Origin of the sequence: Reichenbachiella faecimaris, assembly GCF_900176375.1 — a bacterium.
Taxonomy (GTDB): Bacteria; Bacteroidota; Bacteroidia; order Cytophagales; family Cyclobacteriaceae; genus Reichenbachiella; species Reichenbachiella faecimaris.
In genome coordinates, this window is record NZ_FWYF01000002.1 from 593,795 (window position 1) to 619,556 (window position 25,762).

General features: G+C 40.4%; 17 protein-coding genes. 14 read left to right on the forward strand and 3 right to left on the reverse strand.

Going from position 1 to position 25,762, the window contains the following annotated elements:
* Window positions 1–10 precede the first annotated feature (10 nt).
* From B9A58_RS10400 to B9A58_RS10410, 3 genes are all read left to right on the forward strand, one after another.
* On the forward strand, window positions 11–1,096 hold the full coding sequence (locus B9A58_RS10400; RefSeq protein WP_084372782.1) for a TIGR03032 family protein: 1,086 nt from the start codon (window positions 11–13) through the stop codon (window positions 1,094–1,096).
* Window positions 1,093–5,055 (forward strand): O-linked N-acetylglucosamine transferase family protein, encoded by a 3,963-nt coding sequence (locus B9A58_RS10405; protein ID WP_084372783.1) that lies wholly within the window; start codon window positions 1,093–1,095, stop codon window positions 5,053–5,055. The genes B9A58_RS10400 and B9A58_RS10405 overlap by 4 nt, the downstream gene beginning before the upstream one ends.
* 132 nt (window positions 5,056–5,187) lie before the next feature.
* Window positions 5,188–10,461, forward strand: a complete 5,274-nt coding sequence (locus tag B9A58_RS10410; RefSeq protein WP_084372784.1) for a putative Ig domain-containing protein — start codon at window positions 5,188–5,190, stop codon at window positions 10,459–10,461.
* 80 nt (window positions 10,462–10,541) lie between these two features.
* Here B9A58_RS10410 and B9A58_RS10415 read toward each other — a convergent pair whose 3' ends face one another.
* Entirely contained in the window at window positions 10,542–11,750 is a 1,209-nt protein-coding gene (locus B9A58_RS10415) for a hypothetical protein (protein WP_084372785.1), read from the reverse strand.
* Complete coding sequence (locus B9A58_RS10420; RefSeq protein WP_084372786.1) at window positions 11,747–12,106, reverse strand: hypothetical protein; 360 nt, start codon at window positions 12,104–12,106, stop codon at window positions 11,747–11,749. The genes B9A58_RS10415 and B9A58_RS10420 overlap by 4 nt, the downstream gene beginning before the upstream one ends.
* A gap of 208 nt (window positions 12,107–12,314) precedes the next feature.
* On the opposite strand from B9A58_RS10420, the gene B9A58_RS10425 reads away from it, so the two are divergent.
* From B9A58_RS10425 to B9A58_RS10460, 8 genes are all read left to right on the forward strand, one after another.
* Window positions 12,315–14,693 (forward strand): penicillin acylase family protein, encoded by a 2,379-nt coding sequence (locus B9A58_RS10425; protein ID WP_084372787.1) that lies wholly within the window; start codon window positions 12,315–12,317, stop codon window positions 14,691–14,693.
* Window positions 14,694–14,881: 188 nt separating this feature from the next.
* Window positions 14,882–16,249, forward strand: coding sequence for a M20/M25/M40 family metallo-hydrolase (locus tag B9A58_RS10430; RefSeq protein WP_084372788.1), 1,368 nt, complete (start codon window positions 14,882–14,884; stop codon window positions 16,247–16,249).
* A gap of 97 nt (window positions 16,250–16,346) precedes the next feature.
* Window positions 16,347–16,694, forward strand: a complete 348-nt coding sequence (locus tag B9A58_RS10435; protein ID WP_084372789.1) for a 5-carboxymethyl-2-hydroxymuconate Delta-isomerase — start codon at window positions 16,347–16,349, stop codon at window positions 16,692–16,694.
* Between the two features lie 13 nt (window positions 16,695–16,707).
* Entirely contained in the window at window positions 16,708–17,163 is a 456-nt protein-coding gene (locus B9A58_RS10440) for a DinB family protein (RefSeq protein WP_084372790.1), read from the forward strand.
* A gap of 101 nt (window positions 17,164–17,264) precedes the next feature.
* Window positions 17,265–17,588 carry a winged helix-turn-helix transcriptional regulator gene (locus tag B9A58_RS10445; protein WP_084372791.1) on the forward strand — a complete coding sequence of 108 codons (324 nt, stop codon included), beginning with the start codon at window positions 17,265–17,267 and terminating at the stop codon, window positions 17,586–17,588.
* Window positions 17,589–17,797: 209 nt separating this feature from the next.
* Window positions 17,798–18,292 carry a nuclear transport factor 2 family protein gene (locus tag B9A58_RS10450; RefSeq protein WP_084372792.1) on the forward strand — a complete coding sequence of 165 codons (495 nt, stop codon included), beginning with the start codon at window positions 17,798–17,800 and terminating at the stop codon, window positions 18,290–18,292.
* Window positions 18,293–18,354: 62 nt separating this feature from the next.
* Window positions 18,355–19,401 (forward strand): adenylate/guanylate cyclase domain-containing protein, encoded by a 1,047-nt coding sequence (locus tag B9A58_RS10455; RefSeq protein WP_084372793.1) that lies wholly within the window; start codon window positions 18,355–18,357, stop codon window positions 19,399–19,401.
* 62 nt (window positions 19,402–19,463) lie between these two features.
* A complete protein-coding gene (locus B9A58_RS10460; RefSeq protein WP_139793833.1) occupies window positions 19,464–19,802 on the forward strand; it encodes a cupin domain-containing protein in 339 nt (112 codons plus the stop codon).
* Window positions 19,803–19,807: 5 nt separating this feature from the next.
* Here the strand turns inward: B9A58_RS10460 and B9A58_RS20370 are convergent, their stop codons facing one another.
* Complete coding sequence (locus B9A58_RS20370) at window positions 19,808–19,963, reverse strand: hypothetical protein (RefSeq protein ID WP_176214747.1); 156 nt, start codon at window positions 19,961–19,963, stop codon at window positions 19,808–19,810.
* A gap of 319 nt (window positions 19,964–20,282) precedes the next feature.
* On the opposite strand from B9A58_RS20370, the gene B9A58_RS10470 reads away from it, so the two are divergent.
* The 3 genes from B9A58_RS10470 (at window position 20,283) to B9A58_RS10480 (ending at window position 25,759) form a co-directional block, all read left to right on the forward strand.
* Window positions 20,283–22,070, forward strand: coding sequence for a helix-turn-helix domain-containing protein (locus B9A58_RS10470; protein ID WP_084372795.1), 1,788 nt, complete (start codon window positions 20,283–20,285; stop codon window positions 22,068–22,070).
* A 316-nt stretch (window positions 22,071–22,386) separates the two neighbouring features.
* Entirely contained in the window at window positions 22,387–23,316 is a 930-nt protein-coding gene (locus B9A58_RS10475; protein WP_084372796.1) for an alpha/beta fold hydrolase, read from the forward strand.
* Between the two features lie 61 nt (window positions 23,317–23,377).
* A complete protein-coding gene (locus B9A58_RS10480) occupies window positions 23,378–25,759 on the forward strand; it encodes a TonB-dependent receptor (RefSeq protein WP_084372797.1) in 2,382 nt (793 codons plus the stop codon).
* Window positions 25,760–25,762: the final 3 nt, after the last annotated feature.

Sequence of the window (25,762 nt, forward strand, 5' to 3'; positions counted from 1 at the left end):
GCATTCATGAATGACCACCACTGAGAAGCCCCCCTTTTACAGTACTTACAGCCCTAATATTCCAGAGATACTTTGGAAAAACAAACTCACCATTGCTATCACGACTTATCAGGCAGGCAAGGTAATTTTCATCAGCGCCAATAGCGAAAATGGTTTAATCCAATTGCCTCGGGATTTTAGAAAAGCCATGGGGATGGCTTATCACGGGGGCAAAATGGCAATCGCTACCAGAGAAGAAGTAGTCATATTGAAAAACACTCCTTCATTAGCCAAAGGCTATCCGAAAATGCCAAACACGTATGATGGGCTTTTTATGCCTCGCGCCACTTACATGACAGGAGAAGTAGATCTGCATGACATGGCCTGGGGTCAGGCTGGCTTATGGGCGGTCAACACGCGTTTTTCGTGCTTGTCCATGATCAATGATGACTACAGCTTCGAGCCCAAGTGGCAACCTTCCTTCATTTCAGATCTGGTGCCAGAAGACCGTTGCCACCTCAACGGAATGGCCATGAAAAACGGCCATCCTGAATTTGTAACGAGCCTGGGCACTACTAATAGTGCCTTTGGGTGGAGGGAAAATAAAGCCAAAGGAGGGGCCATGATTCATGTACCAAGTGGGGAAATCCTAACAACAGGTCTTGCCATGCCGCACTCGCCAAGATTAGAAGGAAACAAACTTTTTGCCCTACTATCAGCCACTGGAGAATTGATCGAAGTAGATCAACAAAGTGGAAAATATGAAGTGGTGACAAAGATCCCTGGATTTGTTCGAGGCATGTCTCGTTATGGTAATTTACTGTTTATTGGTCTATCTAAAATGAGGAAATCCAGTCCTACTTTCAAAGACCTTCCGATTGCTCAGGAATCCATTTTTCCCGGGATAGTAGTTGTAGATGCCAATACTGGAAAAATCGTAGGGCACATCAAATACGAAACCAGTCTGGAAGAAATTTATGATGTGAAAATTATTAGTGGTATGCTGCGCCCAGGGATTATGGGGGTAAATACTGACGATCATCGCAATGGTCTATCTCTACCTACACAAGGGTTTTGGGCTGTTCCTGAAGAACCAAAAAAAATCGAGAGTGAATGATCTCAGGCAAAGCTTATTACGATCAGTTGCTTCAAGAGGCTACATTGGCTCATCAGTCAGGTGACCTAACCAAGGCCATCTCGCTTTACAAACAATTGACGCTTGATATGAGTAGCCAGCCCGAACCCTATCATAGGCTCGCTTTGATACACGCTCAGAAGGGTCAGTACAAAGAAGCGATTCCTTGGTTCGAAAAAGCAGTGGACATACATCCTAACCATCCTGCCTACAAAACCAATTTTGCAGAAACACTTCAGCGACTGAATCAAAATGAAAGAGCTATCCAGTTGCTACGTCAAGCCCTTGAAATAGATAAGGAATTTCTGGAAGCTCAACAAAAATTAGGCACCATTCTAAAGAAAATTGGTCAATACGAAGAAGCCTCAACCTTATTCAAATCCATTATTGAAAAGGAATCTAAATTCTACCCTGCTTTCTTTCAGCTTGGCACTTTGATGCTGGAAACAGGAAACTACAAATCGGCTAAAAAATATCTGAAATCATCGGTAACGCTCAATTCCAAATCAGTTAAAGCATTAAATAATTTGGCCATAGCCCATCAAGAATGGGATGAATTTGACGAGGCCATAGCCTGCCATGAAAAAGCTTTGGCAGTTGACCCACAGTATGTTGATAGTTTACAGAATCTGGCATTGATTTATGAAAAAACTGGCCATCCTGATAAAGCTAAAGCACTATGGCTTCGACAAGCTCATTTGAAAGGAGCCGACCCATTGATCAGCTGGAAAGCCGAAATACTAGAGCCTTCTATTTTTCAATCCACTTCGGAAATAGATCAATTCCGAAAACAAGTGCTTGATCAACTCAAATGGATTAAATCCAAGAAAATCAATCTAGACGCAGATCAGTTGACCAAATTAGATATCTATCCGCCAGCTGGCTTGATCTATCAGGGGAAAAATGATCTGGAAATCAAAAAAGCATACAGCGAACTTTTCAGTGGTATCCCAAAAGCCACCTTACCAACTACCCCAAACACGAAACCACAGGTAGGTTTTGTGGTGACAGGAGGCCATGAAGGAGTGTTTGTCAAATGCATGCGAGGTTTGATCAATCACCTTTCGACTGAAAAGATGGACATTACCATAATTTGTAGTCTTCCAAATGGTGAAAAAATCGTGAAGCCAGCCATTGAAAACCCAGCCATCAAGTTTGTCAGCTTACCTAAGTCCCTTGGACAATGTGTTCATCTATTGGTTTCCTTAAATTTTGACTTTCTACATTACTGGGAAGTAGGTACAGATGCCTACAACTATTTCATCCCCTACTTCAAACCAGCTAGGGTACAAGCAACATCCTGGGGCTGGCCCATCACTTCTGGTATTGCTACCATGGATTATTTTATTTCTTGCAAGGGGTTAGATGAAGAAGTCGACCAAAAAGCCTACAGTGAAAAGGTGATCCTTTTTGATCGACTGCCATCATACTATCATTCGCCAGAAGTCCCAGACCTCAATGGAACAAGATCAGATTTTGGAATTGATGAAAAGTGTCACTTGTACTTGTGCACACAAAATGTAAAAAAAATCCACCCTGATTTTGATCAAATCACAAAGGGAATCCTCGCCAAGGACGACAAAGCTTTTGTCGTGTTTCTGGGGGATAAGCATCAGGTGATCAATGATGCATTAAACCAGCGGCTCAACAAGAATTGCGCCCCTTATTCTGATAGAATAGTAGTGTTAGATCGTCAAGACAAAGCAGGCTATTTCAACCTATTGAATTTAGCTGATGTCATACTTGATACATTGTATTACAATGGCGGAGCCAATACAAATGCAGATGCCTTTGCGTTAAATAAACCAGTGGTGACTATGCCTGTCGATTTTCATCGTGGTCGATATACAGCTACCGCCTATAAGCAAATGGGATTTGAAGATTTGATAGCTTACTCAATAGATGACTATGTAGGCTTGGCTACCAAACTCACAAGCGACCCATCATTCTATCAGATGGCGGTAGAAAAAATAGCCAGCACCAAAAGCCAGTTCTTTGAAGACAAACAAGCAGTAGTTGAATTAGAAAATTTCATTCTTTCTTGTTTTCAAAACCCTAAAAAAGAATTGGTAGAGACTGTAGAAAGTGTACTGGACAAGGCTCGTATAGCTGGTGAAAAAGGAGATATCAAAACAAGTCTTGAACTACTAGATGATTGCTTAAAGACTCATCCAAAATCAGCCCTGGTTTGGATGCAAAAAGGACTGTATCATAAAGCCCTCCAACAATGGCAACCTGCTTTTGACTCCTTGAATAACGCCAGACAATTGGATGGAAGCCAGGCAGAAATATTGAAAAAATTTGCAGAATTGCTCTGCGATTTGGGCAAAGGCAAAGATGCTTTTATTGCCTATCAAAAAGCATTAAAACTCAACCCTGAAGACCCAGAAACACTTAACAATTTTGGTGGGCTGCTGATAGAAAACAGACAATTTGAAGACGCCATTCCATTGCTAAAAAAGTCTATAGAAATTGATCCAAACCAACGTTCTGCCTTTATCAATCTGGGTATGGCCTATGAGCAAGTCAGCAACATCAAATCAGCCATATCCACATATAGCAGCATAGTGAACAAAATGCCAGCAGATGATTTATTCAAACTTCATATTGAGACACTGTGCCCGACCATTGTGGCAAGCAAAGATGAAATAGAAAGCTATCAATCACATGCCATCAAAACCCTTAATACATTCGAATCACTAATTCCAGACACGCTTTCTCCTAATGAATTGATAAAAGGCTCAGCTTTTCCATCCTTCAACCTTACCTATCACGGCTACAATATCAAAGAAATCCATTCGTCGTGGGGAGCATTTTATGCTAAGCGGATCAAGCCCATCAGTCTGGGGCCTAAGAACCCTAAACCTAAGATTGGATTTTTAGTCACACATGGACATGAAGGCGTTTTTATAAAGGGTGGCTGCGGCCTGATCAAGCAATTGTCATCAGACCAGTTGGATATTGTTGTTCTAATGAATGGAGAAGAAGCCAGGCAAAAAATCAAAAATTTTATTGACCGAACGGATATCACCTATCAACCCTTTAGTAAAAACCTGGAACAGGCAGTAAAAGAAATTGCAACGCTCAACCTTGACTTTCTATACTACTGGGAAGTTGGGTCTGATGTGCTCAATTATTTTCTCCCTTTTTATCAATTGGGTAAAATCCAAATGTTAAGCTGGGGCAGCCCATTTACTTCTGGCAATCCACGGATACAATATTATCTGGCTTCGAAGTGGGTAGAAAGTCAGAATTACGCTGATCACTACACGGAAGGAGTTGTCCTTTTTGATCCACTTGTTTATTACTATTACCCTATTCAAAAGCCTACTATATCCAAAACGCGAACGGATTTTGGTCTGCCAGCCGATAAAAAATTATATCTATGCATACAAGCTGCCAGCAAAATTCATCCTGATATGGATTTGATGCTCAAAGGCATCCTAGAAAAAGATGATCAGGCCGTAATTGCCCTAAGTATGCCTGAACATGAAGCCATCCTAAAAGGATTAAGACAGCGTTTCGAACGCACCATCGGCCCCAAGGCTAATCGCATTTTATTCGTCCCAAAAGTCTCACTTGAAGACTATCCACAGCGCATCGCTCTAGCTGATGTTTGTTTGGACACGCCACATTATGCAGGCTTCAATACGACCTATGAGACACTGCAAATGGGAACGCCCGTTGTTACGTTGCCAGGGGAATTCCAGCGTGGCAAATATACAGAGGCTATTTATCGTATGACAGGCCTGGATAGGTACATTCCAAAAAGTGAAGATGAATATGTAGATATGGCCGTTCGGCTTGCAAATGACTCGGCATACAGGGAGAAACTCATCCAAAAGTTTAATTCAAATTCATACCACCTTTTTGAACAACGTGAAATTGTAGACCAAATAGAGTCCTTCCTTTTGAACGCTTTTTCCTCAATATTACGATAGGATTAATTTTATATTTAGTTTGACAATAAAGAGAATATAAATTCGTATATTTATCATTGGCTTCGGCCAAACAACGCTAGAGAGAAAGGGAGTTACAAATTTAAAACTGGGTTCTACTTACCCTAACTGGATATGGACTACCAAAATTACCTCTATCTGGAATACAGAAGGACGCTTCGCAAATTCCGAAAACTACAACTCCGCTTCGAAAAAAGAATCTCCAAAGATACTTTTCAAGACCTTACTGCGCGAAGGCGTTATAAAATTCTGACGCAGCTTCGCAAGCTCAAACAAAAAATAGAACAACTCACTAGCCGCTTAAAACTCGCTGCGGCTGGAGGTTCTTTGGCCTTCAGCATGGCCATGGCACCCGATATCAACGCCCAACAAGCTGCGGCAGCAAGTGGTGTGCCTGGAACCCCAAAATACCTTACCGCAGACAAGACGCTTGTCAATGACGAAACCACGGGAGCTCAAGAGGCACCCGAAGTCAGCTATAACAATGACGGCAACTTCGTTGTTATCTGGGAGGATAATGGAGAAAATATTCATGGCAAGGCATACGGAGGGGATGTAGATCAAAGTCTTAGCTTTGATGTGGTAGAAGGGATCAATATTAATGATGCCGCTGTAGCCCTCAATGATGAAGATCAATTTATCGTGGTTTGGGCAGAAGACGATGGTGGCAGACCCCCTGCCGAATATGAGATCAAGTACATGCGCTACGAAGTGGAGGATGGCGCAATCACAAATGATGGCCCCTTTACGGTAGCCTCTGGTTCCAATGGCATGGGTGAGGTAGATGTAGCCATGGATGCCTCTGGAAATTTCGTAATAGTCTGGGAAGAAAACGGGGCTTATAATGAAGAAATTAAAGCCAAATATTACACTTCCGATAATTCTTCGAAAGAAGAGTTGGCTGTTAGTCAAACCCCTACACGTAGCCATACAGATCCCTCAATAGACCTGGATGAGGAAGGAAACTTCATTGTTGTATGGAAATCTATTGATGGTTCAGGTACTACTTATAGTGTAATAAACGGAAGAAAGTATCACGAAGGCACTCCAGATGACGATACATTTATCGTACATTCAGCCACAGATTATGATGACGGCACCAAGGTCAAAACACCTGATGTAGACCTCAACGGAGACGGTGGGTTTGTGGTCGCTTGGGAATATGAAGACTATATAGGATCATCCGAATATATCAGAGCACAAATATTTGATGGTGAAGGCTCCCCTCAGGTAGATGGCGACATCTCTGTGGCCGGATTCCAAAATACTACAAACCCAAAAATAGCTGCCGACAAAGACGGCGGGTTTGCAGTCGTCTACAACACCTATGAATATTCAGGCAATCAAAGCATCAAAGGAAGCAGATACAATCGATTTGGTGACGAAATAGAATCCTGGGATTTTTACAACGAAGGTGATGAAGGCAATGTAGCCAGTCATCCAGCCATAGGCATGAACGACAGAGGCGATTTTGTAGTCGCTTGGGAAGACAATCTGAATTCACTTGCCGACGGAGAATGTCCAGAAGGTGCCGATTGTGACGGCAGTGCCATATACTTCAAGAGATATCAGGACGGTGAGAACCAACCCTACAATATCCTAGACTCAGAGATCATTAACACGTACACTTCTGGAGTTCAGAACAACCCAGCCATAGCCAAAGATGGAGATGGCAACTACATAGTGGTTTGGGAGGGTAGTTGGGATCCTGCCTATGAGTCAGGTTATGGCATCATGGGTCAGCGATTTTACGCTGATGGCACCAAAAACGGAGAAGAATTTCATATCAATACGACGACTACCAACAGCCAACGTGATCCTGATGTAGCATCAAATGCGAATGGTCAATTCATCGTCACATGGAAAGGGGATGCAGGAAATTCTTCGTTCGGCATCTTTGCTCAAATGTACAACGCTGCTGGGGAAGCCAATGGAACTGAGATTCGTGTAGATGACGAAACAACTGGTTTTTTCAACCATTATAATCCATCCGTAGCTATGGATAATGATGGAAACGCTATTATAATCTATGTTGAAGACTACTCCCAGGATATTTTAAAAGCAAGAAGAATAAATACAGATGCGACAACTGACGGAGATGAGTTCAAAATTGATGCTTATACTTTTAGTGGGGAAAGAAACTATCCAGACATAGCATTAAATAATGATGGTAGTTTTGTAGCTACATTCGGCAGAGAATCTGGAGGAGAAGAGCACACTTATTATCGCAGGTTTGATGCTGAAGACTCACCTTTGGATGCCAATGATGTTAGAATTTCTGGTGGCACATCAAGTGCAACACGTCGTCAATCTATAGTAATGGATGACGATGGCAATTTTGCCATCGTCTATACAGAGTATTATGAAGATAATTCCGCTGTTTTGGTAAGTAAGTTTACAAAGGAAGGCTCCATAATTTTTGAGGATGTAGAACTCACCAACAACGCTCCAAATGACTTTGTTCCGTCTGTTGATACAAACAATCTTGGCGAAGTAGCCATCACTTGGGAAGAACGCTGGGATGGCGACATCACTCCTGTATCAATACTTGACATTGAAGGAGAAATTTTTGTTGAATATTATTATCCATTTGGTTCTTCCAGTATAGGCTCCTTCCCCACACTAATAATTAATGAAAATAGTGAAGTAACGATCACAAGGGCCAAATCAGGAGAAATTCATGGGGCAAGTTTCGCTAAACCACTCGAAGTCAACATAGACGCTGGCAATGAGTTTATTGTCAACTCGACAACGACCAATACACAAGAAAAACCAGATGTCGCACAAAACGAAAACGGTGACTTTGTAGTGGTTTGGAGAGATTATAGTAATTCTTCTTATCCAGCTGTTCGAGCACAACGCTACAACAAAGAAGGCATACGCCAAGGATCCGAAATAAAAGTAAACAGCAGCACGATGAGTAGTTTGGATGATCCGGAAGTGGCTCTGAACGACAACGGCAATTTTATGGTCGTCTGGACAGAATATAGTGTTGTAGGAGGTGAAAGTGATGATATACTGGGAAGGGTTTTTGATTGGGATGGTACTGAGCTTATGACAGAATCAATCATAAACGAAGAAACAAACTATAATCAATACAATCCTGACATTGCCATAAGATCTGGGGGGGATTTTCAGGTGATTTGGTCTGAAAGATACTCATCTGATGATAGCTGGAATCGCGTCTATAGTCAATTGTATAGTGCAAATGGTGAACCAGATGAAAGCGGAAATCAAACCCTGTTTGAATTAGAAGAAATAGAAAATGTAAACCTCAAAGCTTCAATTGCTATCAATGACAGTGGAGAAATGGCCATCCCGTATATATATGATTATGACGGAGTCACAAATGGTTTTTATGTGTTCAACGAAAAACTAGAGATAATTGCAGACAATGTCTCTTTTAGTGAAAGTTCATATGTGGATTCCAACAAGCCACCAGTCACCACAGACGAAGACGGAGATTTTATACTGACATGGTCGGAATATATCCTAGGAGATGAAGTGTACAATCTGATGGCTAGAACCTACTCTGCTGAAAATGGATTTGACTCTGATCCTGTAATTATAGGAGAACTTGAAAGTGAAGTAAGTCCTAATATAGCACTTGTAGACGATGGTGATTTAATAATTAGCTATACTCAATATGAAGTAGAAGCAGACCTCTACAGCGCTTATATCAGAAGGATATCTAGCGAATTAAATCCAATTGGCCCTGAAATTAAAATCAATGAAATTAGTGCCAGTGGTTCAACTAATAATGCGATTGCCTCTAGTCCAGATGGGTCTTACACAGTGGTATGGCAAAGTCAGTACGCAGATAATAGTAGTGATGCCATCATGGCTCGTCAATTTGTTTCGCATAAGCCTATTGTTGAAAATTATGGCTTAACTCTTGACGAAGGAGCGGCCACTGCTTTCAGCTCTGAGCATTTGATTCTAGAAAATCCTGCCGGCAACGATCAAGAAGCTTATGTCACTTTTACATCCTTGCCAGACCATGGCACCTTAACAATAGAAGGAGGAGCTGTTGTAGAAGGAGATGAATTAGGTATTGAAAATATTGGCTTGCTGACATATACACATGATGGGTCTGAAACCACAGCTGACACATTTAGTTTTAAAGTCACCAATGAAAATTTCGAAACTGATCTATTAGATTTTGATATTACAGTAACTCCTGTGAATGATCTCCCTGAGCTCGCGGCCAATCATGGGCTTCAATTAGACGAAGGAGACTCACAAAGTCTATATGAAACCCTTTCGGTCAACGATCCAGATAACACGTTAAGTGAGGTGTTTTATACTATTGTTACCCTTCCAGATTTTGGAATAATCCAACGCACTGAGCAAATTGAAAATCTTGGTGTTGGAGATACTTTTACACAAGAGGAAGTTGGGTATGGGGACATCTACTACTACCATGATGGCAGTGAAAATCACACAGACTCTTTTGAGTTCACTTTATCAGATTTAGCCTCTACTTCCGAAACCCAAACCTACAACATCACAGTCAATCCTGTAAACGATGCGCCTACGCTCGCCAACCCAATCGAAGACCAAGAGGGACAAGTAGACGATCCTTTTAGTTTTGAACTGGCTGAAAATGTGTTTGATGATGTGGATGGTGACGATTTGACGCTGTCTGCGACACTAGCTGATGACAGCGCTTTACCTGAATGGCTCAGCTTTGATCCAGAAACAGCTACATTCTCTGGAACGCCTGATGAGGTTACCTCTTATACCATTAAAGTATTGGCAGATGATGGCGAAGCCACCGTCTCTGATGAATTTATATTAACAATTGGCGAAGGGAACCATGTACCAACTGTAGCCAATGTCATATCAGATCAATCTACTGATCAGTATGAGGCGTTTAGTTTCACCATTCCCGCGAACACGTTCTCGGATGAAGATGGGGATGACCTTACCTTGTCAGCCAGTCTAGCAGACGATAGTGCTTTGCCCTCCTGGCTGAGTTTTGCCTCCACCACCAGTACACTGTCTGGTACACCTGTGAAAGGGGATAATGGAGAAATCAGTCTGAAAATTACAGCAACAGACGAGGCAGAAAATTCAGTTTCTACCACTTTTAAATTGACTGTCAACTTTGTGTTAGGTGCCAATCAAGAAACCATCAATGACATAAGTTTCTATCCGAACCCAGCAGATCAAGTACTACATTTAGCTTTGGATGAAAATATGAGTGGTCAGGTAGAATTTCTGATGTTCAATCAGTCTGGAAAAATGGTTAGACAATCATCCCTAAACAAAATTTATAGCTCACAAGTTTTCGAAATTGATATTCAAAACCTAAGAAAGGGTATCTATCTGGTGAAGCTAATAAACGAAAACACCACAGCAACATTTAAAATCAACAAGAAGTAATTCACAATACTATTGAATGCTATCAACAGCCATGGGGATTATTCCATGGCTGTTTTTCTTTTGAAAGCTCAATAGACCATCTACTTGAGTGATCGCTCTGAGCCCAGACCTACCACGAGATTGATTGCTGCAATCAGGTTCCCATCTTTGGTAATGTTACCGTCAAAGTCCTTTCCATAAGTAAATGTCACCACCTTGTTTTTTGGCAGTTGGTAGTTCACATTAAGTGTATATCTGTCGCTCGAAGAAATTTCATCAATATCTCTGGATTGCCTATATAAATACTCTCCCGAAACTGAAAGCTTTTCTTTCATAGTATATATCAATCTCAAACCCGTGTCTATGTATGTATTATCCGCTTCAAGTGTTGCATCGTTCACGTCAATATAGGGGTCATCAAAATTTTTGATCCATCTGGCTAGTCCCAAAAAGCTCAAATAATTTTCATTCACTTTTTTAGTTTCATACCCAAAAGTGGTCCATATTCCGAATCTTTGTACTTCGCGTTCGTCAAAGTTTTGATCTCTAAATGACAGCGCCCATGCCCCTGCAACATCCCACTTCCAGCCATAGCGCGTGAATTTGTATTCGGTAGCCAGATTTTTCAACTCTTCTTTTTCTTTAGTTAGCTGGAGTTCAACTTCTTTTAAAATCTCTGCCTGACGTGATTCAATCTCTTTTTGAATACCTGGTTCATCGTCTTCATCAGCATCAAGTAGTCTCCGATTCAGCGCTTTCAATTGAGTGTCCTCATTTTCCTTTTTTGCTGCTCTCGAACTCATTTCTAAATTAAATTCATTTAGCAAATTCTGAACCCTGCGAGCATGCTTAGCAAAATCATCATTTATATCTCCTCTCAGAATTGAAAATTTGAACCCCAGGCCCAATTGAGTACTGTCTGTACCTGCATCAGTAGTCTTAGTTTGTGTAGCAATAGAAACCTGAAAGCTCTGCTCAATATTGTCGCCTACCGAATTGCTCGTCAGCGATTTGTAATTGGTGTTACTACCGCCAAAGACCCAAAAAGGCAGAAATTCAATGGCAAAATTCTTTGGAAGCGAACTGAATCCATCAGAAGCATTTTTAACTGAAGCGATAAAATCTGTCGCGTTAGTTGGTTTTTCTATACTGGTTATTTCCTCACCTAAGATTAAAAATCCTGGAGAACTCGGAACGGCCAATTGATCTAAAGTGACTTCTTCTCCTTGAGAATCATTCTGACTATCATCCTGAGCAAAAAGCATCTGATGCCAAAATAAAGCCGCTAGCGTTAATACAAATCCTCTCATTTTAGGTAGAAAGTAATGTGGTAATGAACAACTCCCCCACTGTGATCTGCCGTCTCCGTGAATTTTTTGGTGACATCTTTTTCTCCACCTTCTAGTCGAACAGTTAGTTCTGTTTCATCTGTACTGGGATTTACATCAAGTATGTCAGTATCTAATGTCAGGATACTTTTTAGTAAAGAAGTATTGTCACCTACGTGCTCTTCGAAGTCGTTGGCGAGCTCACTTTTAAACATCACATGATTAAGATGAATAGTGCTGGCTGCTTGCTGACCCTGGCCAATGGTTACACTAAGGGTGATTGGATCTGTAGACTCCTTTTTGAGTCTATAGACAACTGTGCTGATAACGGTTCCCATAAATTAGATTATTTGGTTAATAATATATGTTAGGTATTTCTCAAGATGTGCTTAGTTAAAGTACAAATAATCTTTTCTAATAAAAAGAAGTCCGATTGTTAAGGTTTATATGCGCATTCCTGATTTTTGTTTTTCTTTCTATTGTTCAAAGTGTTTGTCCAAAAATCCAAGAGTGACTAACTTCAAAGCGTAACAGATAATCCATATTATGATTAAGAAAATCTTTGCTTCACTCTTAGTAGCTGTTGTTGTTCTTGCTGCCTATGCCTACTGGTATGCTGATTCATTAAAACCACAATACACAGGAGAAACTCAATTACCTGGCCTTTCTGCTCAGGCCGAAATTTATTATGATGATTATGGGATTCCACATATTTATGCTCCTAATGAAGAGGATGCCTACAGAGCCCTTGGCTATGCTCATGCGCAGGATCGTCTGTGGCAAATGGAAGTGGTAAGACGAATCGCTCCAGGGCGTCTTTCTGAGATTTTTGGAAGCAAACTGCTCAAAGTAGATAAGTTGTTTAGAGCGTTAGGCATTCAGCAATATTCTGAACAAATGTTAACCCATTTTCAAACGAATGGAGATCCCAAGATTCGAGCGGCCGCACAGGCGTATTTGGCTGGTGTCAATACCTTTGTATCAGACGGACCTACTCCAATTGAGTTCTCCATTATTGGAGTGGAAAAGACCCCCTTTTCTATGATTGACGTGTACAACACGATGGGCTATATGTCTTTTAGCTTTGCCGCCGCACAAAAAACAGAACCCATAGTCACTAAAATTCTTCAAGACTTGGGAGAAGACTACCTTAAAGATTTGGATGTTTCACCAAATATGACAGGCGCTTTGTTGGGTTCTACATTGCCAGCTACTGAGCAGATGGTGTTGCAGATTGACAAAATATTAAAAGACCTGCCAGCTGCTCCACTGATAGGCAGCAATAGTTGGGTAATAGGGCCAGATAAAACCAAATCTGGCAAAGTCATTTTAGCCAATGATCCACACATCGCCTATTCGCAACCAGCCGTTTGGTATGAAGCGCATATCGAAACGGCCGAAACCAGTTTTTATGGCTATTATCTAGCAGGGTATCCTTTTGCCATTATGGGGCATAATAGAGAATATGCCACAGGCTTGACCATGTTCGAAAACGATGATATTGACTTGTATTGGGAAAAAGATAATCCTACCAACCCAGGTCAATATTTATTCAAAGAAGAGGCGAAAGCCTATAAAATAAGAAAGGAAAGTATCATAGTGAAAGATTCCATCACCATACAAATGGAAATCAAACATACCCACCACGGCCCTGTAGTAAACGAGGCTTTAGAACTTGATCAGGCTTGGCCGCCAGTATCTCTTTTTTGGGTGTATACACAAAAACCTGGGGAAATTTTGGAAGTGACGTATGGCTTTTCTCACGCTAGGGATCTTGCTGATGCACGTAAAAATGCTGCCAAAATTCATGCCCCTGGGCTGAACGTCATGTATGCTGATGCCCATGACAACTATGCACGCTGGTCATCTGCTCATTTGCTACGCAGGGCTGATTCCGTGAATTCAAAGCTAATCCTGGATGGCACTTCAGGACAGAACGAAGTTCAGGGCTATTACGATTTCAGCTACAATCCTAAATCAGAAAATGCGCCTTGGGGATATGCCTATAGTGCCAACAATCAAGCCGACACCACCCTTGGGCTAGTGGTACCTGGTTACTACTTGCCAGAAGATCGGGCAAGAAGAATCAAACACTTATTGGATCAGGATAAAAAATGGGATGTGGAAGACACCAAAAAAATGATGCTGGATGTGACCTCTAATAACTCGCCAGAAGTAGCTGCTTCTATCCTAGAAGCCATTGACGAGAAACTGATCAACTCAGAAAATGAAGAGAAGGCGCTACAGCTCTTGTCTGAGTGGAAAGGCACTTTTGAATTAGATGATATCGTTCCCACGATTTATAATAAGCTGATTTACAAAATACAAGAAGGCATTTTTGTAAACAAAATTGGTGCAGATGGATTTGACGCTTACATGAAAACACATTTGATGAAGCGAAGCTTCCAGCCGCTTTTTGCCAATGACAGTTCTGTGTGGTGGGACAGCCCCAACACACCAGAAGTGGAAACCAGATCTCAAATCATCACCAGTGCATTTTCAAATGGTCTGCTGGAGTTAGAAAACCAATTGGGGACTGACATGAGCCAATGGCAATGGAACAAAGTACACACCCTTGAGCACAATCATGTTTTGGGAGCCGTGAGTCTGCTTAGAAAGTACTTTAATGTAGGGCCGTTCCCCGTTCCGGGCAATAATGAAGTGATCAACAACTATATCTACAGATGGTCGGCTGATGGTGAATACAAAACTTCAGCTGGTCCATCCACAAGACGAATTGTAGATTTCGCTGATGTGGAGGGAAACAGCTGGAGCATTTTACCCACAGGAAATTCTGGCAATATATTTTCTCCCCACTATAGCGACCAAGCAGAGATGTACGTGAATGGAGCATATCGTAGACAGCTGATGAATAAAGAAGATATTATGAAAGTCTCTAAGGGCGCTTTGGTGCTCAGACCGTAATTATTTCAACCCTTCCAAAGTTCAACCTTTGGAAGGGTTTGGCTTCAAGCCCTTACAACACGACTTCTCTCTATTAGCTATCGTACCACTCTTGATTAAAAATTTGCATCCAGATTTTAAGCGATTGTTTTTGCTTAACCGTATTCTTGTCATTATATAATTATTACGGACTTTCAACACATCCAAAGATGAAAAAACAAATGTTAGCGGCTTTGCTGCTCTTATCTGCTTTCGCTACACAAGCACAAAATCACGAACAAAACCTAAGAACCATTTTTGACGAAGCACTGACCAAAGGACAATCTTATCCTATGCTGGAATACCTGTCTCTCAAAATTGGTCATAGACTGAGTGGTTCGCCTTCAGCTGCTGCCGCTGTAGAATACACCCGTCAGCAAATGGAGTCTTATGGCTTCGACCAGGTATATCTACAAGAAGTGATGGTGCCGCATTGGGTTCGAGGCCAAAAAGAAATTGGGCGAATTGTGAACTCCAAGTTTGGTTCTCAAGACGTCAATGTGATAGCCTTGGGCAACAGTGTGGGTACTGGGCCAGAAGGTTTATTGGCAGAGGTAATTGAAGTGCAAAGCCTTGAGGAATTAGAAAAATTGGGTAAGAAAAATATTGAGGGCAAAATAGTATTCTTCAATAGACCCATGGATCCTAAGCACATTCATACTGGACATGCCTATGGTGGCGCTGGAGATCAACGTGTAAAAGGCCCATCTGAAGCAGCCAAGTATGGGGCTGTTGGCGCGATCAATAGATCCCTGACGCTGGCACAAAATGACACCCCTCATACAGGTTCTTTGATCTATGAGGAGGGAGTGGCTCAGATTCCAGCTGTGGCGATTAGTACAGTTGGAGCCGATTATTTGAGTAGATCTATCAAGGCCAATAAGGCCATGAAGTTTTATATGGAAACCCATTGTGAAATGTTGCCGGACGTACTTTCATACAATGTGATAGGTGAATTGAAAGGATCAGAATTGCCAAACGAATACATTGTGGTTGGTGGTCACCTTGACTCCTGGGATGTAGGTGATGGATCACACGATGATGGTGCGGGCTGTGTGCAGGCCATAGAGGCTGTTAGGATTTTTAAGGCCACTGGTATTCGCCCTAAACGAACGCTAAGAGCCGTCATGTTTATGAATGAGGAAAATGGGCTAAGAGGAGGTAATGAATATGCCAGAGTAGCGAAAGAAAAAGATGAAAAACACATTGCCGCATTGGAATCTGACTCAGGAGGATTTACGCCCAGAGGATTTGGAATTAAATCTTCAGAAGAAACTTTAGCAAAAATCCAAAGCTGGAGTAGTTTGCTCGCACCTTATGATTTGAGGAAAATCGTAAAGGGTTATGGTGGAGCAGACATCAATCCGCTAGAAGATCAAGGGCCAGCACTGATTGGATTGATGCCAGACTCACAACGATACTTCGACTATCATCATACGACTGACGATACTTTTGATAAAGTCAATAAACGCGAACTCGAACTGGGTGCTGCCTCAATGGCCGCTTTGATCTATTTGATCGATCAGGAGGGGTTGTAAAATATTTTATGTCATTGCGATCCCGTTATTTGGCGGGATCGCAATGACGCAAAAGGCTGAATTTTAAATATTGAACTTTTAATTTCGAATCGATTTTATGCCACACTTCATCATTCACTGCTCAGAAAACATCACACGAATTCATAGTAAAAAAGAAATCATGCAAACCGTTTATGAAGAGGCCATTGCAAGCGAATTGTTTGTAAAGACTGATATCAAAGTTAGGGTTCAGTCCTTTGACGAATTCATAGCAGGAGAAGGGGCAGACGATTTCATCCATGTCTTTGGCAACATCATGCAAGGACGAACGGCAGACCAAAAAGCCAATTTGTCGCGACGCATAGTTTCTGCCCTCAATGGACTTTTTCCACAAGTGCCCATTGTCTCCATGAACATTCGTGATTTCGAAAAAGACAGTTATTGCAATAAAGCCATGGTGGAATAAAACAAACTGACTTATGGAAGCACAATTCAAAGCCTGGAAAACCAGCAGGTCGTTAATTGCCCAGTATTTCGAAAAATATGATCTGGAGCAACTCAATCAAATCCCTGAAGGATTCAACAACAATTTGATTTGGAATTTGGGTCACATCATAGTGGCGCAGCAGGGTCTGATTTATAAAGGGTCTGGCTTAGATCCCTATATTTCGCAAGAGTTATCAGCACGTTATCAACCTGGGACTAAGCCAGAAGCCAAAGTAAAGCAGCAAGAAGTTGATGAACTACGCGGATTATTGACTTCACTGATTGACAAAACAGAATCCGATTTTAAAAAGGGTATTTTCAAAAGTTATAAAGAACGAACCACAGCCACAGGTTTTCATTTAGCTTCAATCGAAGACGCCTTCGAATTCAATAACTATCATGAAGCCCTCCACTTGGGCGCTATGATGGCCATACGTAAGTTTGTCTAACAAAATCATGTAACCCTAACGGGGTTTAAAACCCTGTTAGGGTTACATATACTCGCCGTGCCAACAAAACCTACTTGGCAGAGTCTCGTTGTTAATCTTTCATGAGCACCTACTCAAGAAAAACGAAACTCAAAGCAGACTGCCCAATGGAACGGGCGTTGAATGTGATGACTGGCAAGTGGAAACTGGCTTTGCTCTGTGAACTCAACAGACGAAATGCCAGGCTTGTAGATTTTGAAAAAAAGAACCCTGAAGCCTCCAAGCGCACGTTGGCTCAGCAGTTAGGTGAATTGGTGAAAGATGGCATTGTGCAAAAAAAAGACTTCCAGGTGTATCCCAAAAAAGTAGAATACTCCCTCACATCCTTGGGCAAGGAACTCATTCCTGTCATTCAAAAGATGGGAGAGTTTGGAGAAAAGCTCTAGCCTCTTGCATCCATGCAGGTGAATTCACCCCTTATTGCGATTGATAACCTGCTCTTTTAGATTTGTTGAATTCCAAAAACATTTGGTAGAACAAACAATGTCTGTCATTTCGAACAAATGTGAGAAATCTTATTTGCGGATTGTCGTATGCTAGATTTCTTCCACTGTCCAAATGACAAATTGTGGGTATAACATTATATTAAACACTCATGAAAAGTCAAAAACGCATACTTGCTCTCGTACTAATTATTTCTTCTTTGCAATCATGCCAACTAAAAAAGGACGTTTCCTTTGAAGAAGAAAAGGAGAAAATTATGGCCATGCATCATGCACAGCGCGATTATCATTTCAATAAAGACTCAATTGCTTTTGCAGATCAGCACTCAGAAAATTTCATTTCTGTGAATCGAGGTCAAATTACTCGACCAAAAAGAGAAGCCAGTATTACGAAGTACAACCGCTATTTTTCATCCGTAGAGTTTCTGAAATGGGACGATGTCTCTGAACCCATTATCAAGATCTCTGATGATGGTACCATGGCCTACACTATTGTGGATAAAATCGTTACCCTCACCTATCAGGATGAATCAGGCGAAACGGTAGAAGGTAGTACACACTTTGCCTGGACAACCATCTACAAAAAGTATGGAGACGAGTGGAAGATTGAGTGCGTGACCTCCACTAATAAACCAGAAGAGGAATAACATACGAAAAATCATGAAGAGCCTTTTTGCTTAAATTGTGGGCTTACTAATTTCCATGACAAGTGACCTTCAAAAACAAACGGCGCTGGCAAACAATTCGTGATTATAGCCTAGGCTGGACACTGGCGTTTATCTATCTCAGCATTGTAAGAGGCGAGGGGACACGAGAGCTGGGTTCTGTCCAGTTTGAGTTTTGGGACTCGATCTTTACTTCGCTTATGATGGGGCCATTGTTTGGCGCTATTTCTGGATTTTCACATGTACTGATGATGGAGTATGGATACAAACAAGTATCACTATTGAAGCTGATCATTATCCGTGCCATCTACGCACTACTATTTTTGACTTCTATCATTCTTCTTGCATTTGTTTTCTATGGTAATGATATGGAGTTACTGGATTTCGCTTTCGAACCTGGGAGTTTCGCCATTTACCTATACATCCTGTCAGTAGACATTTTTATGTTTGGTTTAATGCAAGTGAGCCTCTACCTAGGCGGAAACAATTTACTCAAGCTTTTGACGGGGAATTTTTATACCCCAAAAGAAGAAGAACGCATTTTTATGTTTCTAGATTTGAAATCGTCTACCCAGCATGCAGAGCGACTCGGCCATATCCAATACAGTAAAATGATTCAAGACTGTTTCAATGATCTGGGTGTAGTAGTTGAAAATGAATCTGAGATTTACCAATATGTGGGTGACGAGGTGATTCTAACTTGGAATTTGGCTGATGGGCTGAGAAATGAAAATTGTTTGCAAGCCTATTACAGTTTTAAGGCACAGCTGGAAAAAAGAAAAGCATACTACCAAGACCAATATGGCTGCCAACCTCAATTCAAGGCAGGACTCAATGAGGGTATTGTAACCATAACTGAAGTAGGAAAGTACAAAAAAGAGATTGCCTTTCATGGAGACACCATCAACACGGCAGCCAGAATTCAGGAAAAATGCAATGATTTTAGGGAGGAACTTCTGATTTCAGAAAACCTAAAAGATAAGTTGGTGGTCTCAGCGTTTAGTTTTCACAAATTGGATAGTATTGCCCTCAAAGGAAAAGAACAAGTTGTCACCATTTACTCAGTGACTGAAGTTGATCAATTGAAATAAGAAAATTCATTTTGCATACAATCAAACCCCAAGTTGTCTGTTTCATCCATTGCCTTTTTTGGGTGCTATTCAGCAACGTGTGTATTGGACAACAAAATCTACCAGACCCACTAGAAGCAGGCTGGAAAGGTGAGTCTGTTTGTGAAATCCTGGAAGAGAATGAGAACATCAGAGTACTCCAATGCACATTTGAGCCAGGGGTAGGCCATGACAGGCATTTTCACGCCGCGCATTTTGGATATACTCTGGTAGGAGGAAAATTTCAAATCACGGATACTAATGGAACACGTGAGGTAAATGTACCCACAGGTTATGATTTTTATAACGAGCACATTGATTGGCATGAAGTGCTAAATGTGGGAGATAGCACGGCCGTCTTTTTAATTATTGAACCAAAATAGTTTGTTCAATTGGCATGTGCTTCGTTTTTGAGTATGTGCATAGCAAGCATGAAAGTGTCTCCCGTTAGTTCAACACTGATTAATTGGTTCACGCCCAGCAAAGGCTCCCTTTGGATACTGGACTGATCAAGCAAATGCTGATCACACCCTACTACTACCATCGTCACGGGGTTTTGCTGATCGTTTGAATACGTTTCGTAAAAAGCTTTCTGATAAATGTGATAAAAAAATCACTCAAATTCACGGTAAATAAGAAATCATGCAAGAAAAACAGCAGAGCAAAAAGCCCATGAGTCACAACGTATGATTTCTGCCTCAAAGGGTTTTTTCCACAGGCTCCCATTGTCTCCATGAGCTTTCGTGATTTTGAAAAGGCCCGCTATCGCAATAAGGCAATCTCATCCCAATCTATTCCTTTCAATAAGGATTAATTCTTTTTCTTGATTAGATTTAATCTAAATTATGTATTGATAAATCCTCATGGAGCAGTCACTTTCAATAGCAGTTCTTCCATTTGTTAATATGAGTTCAGACGTTGAGAATGAGTATTTCAGTGATGGGATGACGGAAGAGATTATTAATGCGCTGGCCAAACTTAAAAGATTGAAGGTAACATCGAGAACCTCTTCATTCTATTATAAGAATAAAAATTTATCGCTAAAGAATATAGGATTAGAGTTAGGAGTATCGGCTGTACTTGAAGGCAGTATAAGGCGCTCTGATGATACGATTCGAATTACCGCTCAGCTAATCGACACAAAGGATGACTTTCATTTTTGGTCCGAAACATGGGATAGAAAACTGGAAAATGTTTTTGATATTCAAGATGAAATTAGTCTCCTAATTGCAGATAAACTCCGTGAAAATTTTGGCCATTTCGAAATTGAGGATCATTTAGTAAATTCTCAAACTACCAATTTCGAAGCATATGAAAATTATCTGAAAGGAAACTATCATTTTCAGAAGTGGAACCATGGTGATATCCAAATAGCTCTTCAAAAGTATCAGAGGGCCATTCATCTGGATTCTAAGCATGCTGAATCCTACTTGGGTATTGCGAAATGTTATAATTTCCTTGGAGTAATGGGACTTTCACCAACTGAGGTGTCCTTTGAGGAAGTAAAAAAATACCTAACCAAAGCTTTAGCCCTAAACGATCAAATCCCCGAAGCATACTACTTATTATCAAATTTGAGTTTCTGGGGTGAATGGGACATATCAAAAAGTCTAGCATACATCGATAAAGCCATTGAAATAAATCCGAATTATGCTATTGGACATCAGTTCAAATCTTTTGTGCTAATTCTGATAAACCAAAAGATGATGGCTCTAAAACATGTAGACATTGCAATAGATTTAGATCCGCGTTCATCCGAAATCTTTTTTGCTAAAGGATATATTTATTACATGCTGGAAGATTATGAACGGTCATTGGAACTTATGGAAATGTGCTTAGCCATAACTCCTGAGGATATGTTGGCTAATATTATTAAAGGGTGTTGCTTTTTGTTAACCAATCGGGCAGACGAAGTGATCAACATGTTTAGTTCTGAAGATGCGACTCATATAGATGAGGCCAATAAAATTGGGATGATCGCAATTGCCCATGCATTCAAAAGTGATCAAGCCAATGTGGCGAAGTACCACAAGCTCTTAGAAGAAAAATTGGAAAATGATAATGCAGAACGAGCACTTTCGTATTTGTTTCTAATCTATGTGATTTCAAATCAGTCTGACCGAGCATTTGACTATTTGCAAAAAGCTGTAGACATCAAATCTCCACTTATCTTTATTCTTATTCCTGATCCGCTTTTGAATCCCATAAAAAGTGCCCCTAGATACAAAGCAATTTTTAATAGTGTATTTGGAAAGATACCAAGAATCGACAAGGCCAAACGAGTTAAGAAGGTCATTATGAGTGATCATCAAACGGAGATATACGCTGAAAAATTAAACCACTTACTTGCAGTTCAAATGCCCTATTTGGATTCATCTTTGAGTTTGAGGGCCTTATCCGAACAAATAGGTATTCATCCAAATCAACTGTCCTGGCTAATCAACGAAAGGTTCCAAAAAAATTTTAACGAATTTATCAATCAGTATCGGGTTGAAGCTTTTAAACGTAAAGCTAAGGATCCCAAAAATGCTCACCTTACACTCATAGGATTGGCCTACGAGAGTGGATTCAATTCTAAGACAGTATTTAATACCTTTTTCAAAAAGGAAACAGGGATCACACCCAAAGAATATCTCAATAAAATATCCTAATATCCGAGAGGACTTACTTATTAATACGTTCGGATTTTCATAATGCAGGTTCGCATTTATAAGCCAATCACAGCATAAATGCTTTTTTATTCAAAAAAAGTATCAAACAGCCAAGTGTGGCGAATTTTTAATTCAAAATTTCAACTACCCGTAAAAAGGTTCGGAATTACATACCAGAACATTCTAACTATTCTCGCCTTCTAGTTTTGCCAAAAAATAGAGGACAGTCTTATCCAGTCTAATATATGTCAGTATTAATTAACTGGTGAATTGCATCTCTGGGTAGCCTGTCAAGCTAAAGTAAACGAATACTGTAATGGTTATACATAGTAGATGTTATTTTAAGAAGGAGCAAGAAGATAAACAGCGCTTTACTAATTGGGTTCATGAATTAGAATGTATCAACAAACGGACATATTCAAGATTGGATTTGAAAACTTCTCTTGGCAATACTGTCGTATGGGGGATAAATTCACAATGTGAGACTAGCGAAACCCTGGTTATTTTCCCTGGTGTTAGAACAACCGCACTTTTTTGGGATTTAGATAGAGGTCTGGATTATTTGGGTTCCGATCTTAAAGTTTATATGGTAGAAACTAATGGGCTACCAAACTTGAGCGATGGAAATACGCCAGATATAAGATCTAACGGATATGGAGTATGGGCTTCGGAAATTTTAGATCAATTGAACATAGATCAAGCATATATTGCTGGAGCCTCTTTTGGTGGATTGATCTGTATGAAACTATGCCTGATAGCACCTTCAAAAGTCAAGGCTTCATTTCTACTCAATCCGGGTTGTCTTCAGCGATTTTCTCTCTCACCTAAAAATCTGTTTTTCAATCTACTCCCCATTCTATGGCCAAATCAAAAAACTGTTGAACTGTTCTTGAACCACGCAATTTTTTGCAAACCTAATCATATGCTATCTAGAGAAGCAGAAAGAATGCTCTCTGAATATGAATTGTTTGCATTAAAACAATTCAAGGACAATGCTCAAAAGCCCTATGATATGGGACAAGAACTGAATAAAGTAAGATCCCCAATTTTTCTAATGCTGGGAGATAAAGATCTACTTTTTCCTTGCCTTAAATCCATGGAAAATGCAAGAACCAATCTTCCAAACCTGAAGGAAATTATTCTACTTGAAAATGTCGCGCACGGGATAGAAGTTTATAATGAAGCCTTGAAAATCCTTGGAAAACGGATTGCTAAACTGACCAAATTAGGACTTGCAATAGCCTGAACATCGGTCAAACATTTTTGACATCAAAAACTTAAAAAAACAATAACAAATCAATAAACAAATGAAGCGATTAATTCTAGCTACAATGCTAAGTTTTCTGATACTGAGTGTCAGGGGACAGGGGTATACCATGAGTGGTTATCTGAAAGACGCCAGTAATGGCGAGACGCTAATTGGGGCGACAGTGCTTATCAAAGGCACTACGCAAGGGGCCATTACGAACGTATATGGCTTTTATTCTCTGACATTACCTGCGGACACTTATGAAGTGGAGTTTAGGTACATCGGTTTTATAAGTGTAGAACAGACGGTGGACCTAACAAGTGGTAATCAAAGAGTTGACATTGAACTACCAGAAGAAAGTCAACAACTTGACGAAATCGTAATCTCTGCAGAACCTGAAGATATTAATGTGTCAGGCATTCAAATGAGCAGTAACAAATTGGATATTCAAACGATTCAAAAAATGCCCTCATTTATGGGAGAATCAGATGTGATCAAAAGTATTCAATTTCTACCAGGAGTATCTACTGTGGGAGAAGGAGCCTCAGGATTCAATGTCCGTGGCGGAAGTGTTGGGCAAAATATGATTTTGCTTGATGAAGCACCAGTATACAATTCTTCCCATTGTTTGGGATTCTTCTCAGTGTTCAATCCAGATGCAGTGAAAGATGTTAACCTTATCAAGGGCGGTATTCCTGCTAGATATGGTGGTCGTATCGCATCTGTACTTGACATCAGAATGAAAGAAGGTAACAGTAAGGAATTTACTGCAGAAGGCGGAATCGGCACTATTTTTAGTCGATTCGCAGTGGAGGGGCCAATTGCGAAAGAAAAGGCTTCATTTATACTCGCAGGTCGTAGATCATATATTGATATTATAGCCAAGCCATTTGTAGAGGAGCTTGATAATGGAGCAGGACTCAACTTCTACGATCTCACACTGAAAACCAATTGGAATATCAATGAGAACAACAGAGTTTATCTTTCTGGCTATTGGGGCAAAGACAATTTCAATTTTGATGAAGATCAAGGGTTTAGTTGGGGCAATCGTACCGCCACTTTACGATGGAATCACATTTTTAATGAGCGATTGTTTTCAAACTTTACTATCTACACCAGTGATTATAAATACTTATTGGCATTTGGAGAAGACCAAGACAACGAATTTGATTGGAGTTCCAGAGTTAAAAATTTCAGCTTCAAACCTGAGTTTACCTTTTTTATAAATCCTGAAAATGAAATTTCGTTCGGAGGAGAAACATTATATTTTAGTTTTGAACCTGCCAATGCATCGGGCGTAAGTGAAGGTGAAATAATTGATTTTAGTCTGGAACAAAAACATGTAATAGAGTCTACAACCTTCGTGTCCAATAATCAAAAAATAGGAAATAATGTAGAATTAGAATATGGGGTTCGACTTTCTTCTTTTGCCTTATTAGGTTCCGGCAAGTCTATCACTTATGGTGATACTACCCCAGGGACAAGAAAACCTGTGGTGGGAGTTGAGTCTCATAACAAAGGCGATCTCATGCAATCTTACCACAACCTAGAACCAAGATTTGCGATGAAATATCAGTTGAATGACTACAGCTCATTGAAAGCCAGTTACAATAAAACATCTCAATATATTCATTTGATTTCTAATACAACAGCATCCAATCCATTAGATGTATGGACGCCAAGTAGTAATAACATTAAGCCACAGATTGGTCATCAAATAGCTTTGGGTTGGTTTAGAAACTTTGGTCCAGACAACAATCTTGAGTTGTCTGCCGAAACTTATTACAGAAAAACCCTTAACCAAATTGATTATATCAATGGGGCAGATTTACTAATCAATGAATATCTGGAAGGTGACCTATTAAGTGGAGAAGGGAGAGCCTACGGATTGGAAATAATAGCCAAGAAAAATACTGGAAAATTTACTGGTTGGGTTAGTTATACACTTGCAAAGACTGAGTTAAAAGTCGATGGTATCAACAATGATAATTGGTACGATACCAGATATGATCAAAGACACAATTTTAAAGCAGCTGTTTTTTATGATACTGAGAATCGCTGGAGTTTTTCAGCCAATTTCAGCTTCTTGACCGGTACGCCTACAACTTTTCCAACATCCAGATACTACGTAGGAGATTACGCTGTTCCTCACGTCGCTGGCAACGAAAGAAATGGATTCAGGATACCAAATTATCACAGATTAGATCTTTCAGCAACACTTCAGGGTAAAACCCTGAATAAAAAAGGTGAACTGAAAAAGTATCACAGTTACTGGGTATTTTCAATCTACAACGTCTACGGAAAGCAAAATCCGTTTTCAATCTATTTTTCTCAAGACAATGATGCCCCAATATCAGGAGACCCTATTTCAACACAAGCCACTCAGGTGTCAATCATAGGAACAATGATGCCAGCTATTTCTTACAATTTTAAATTTTAAGTC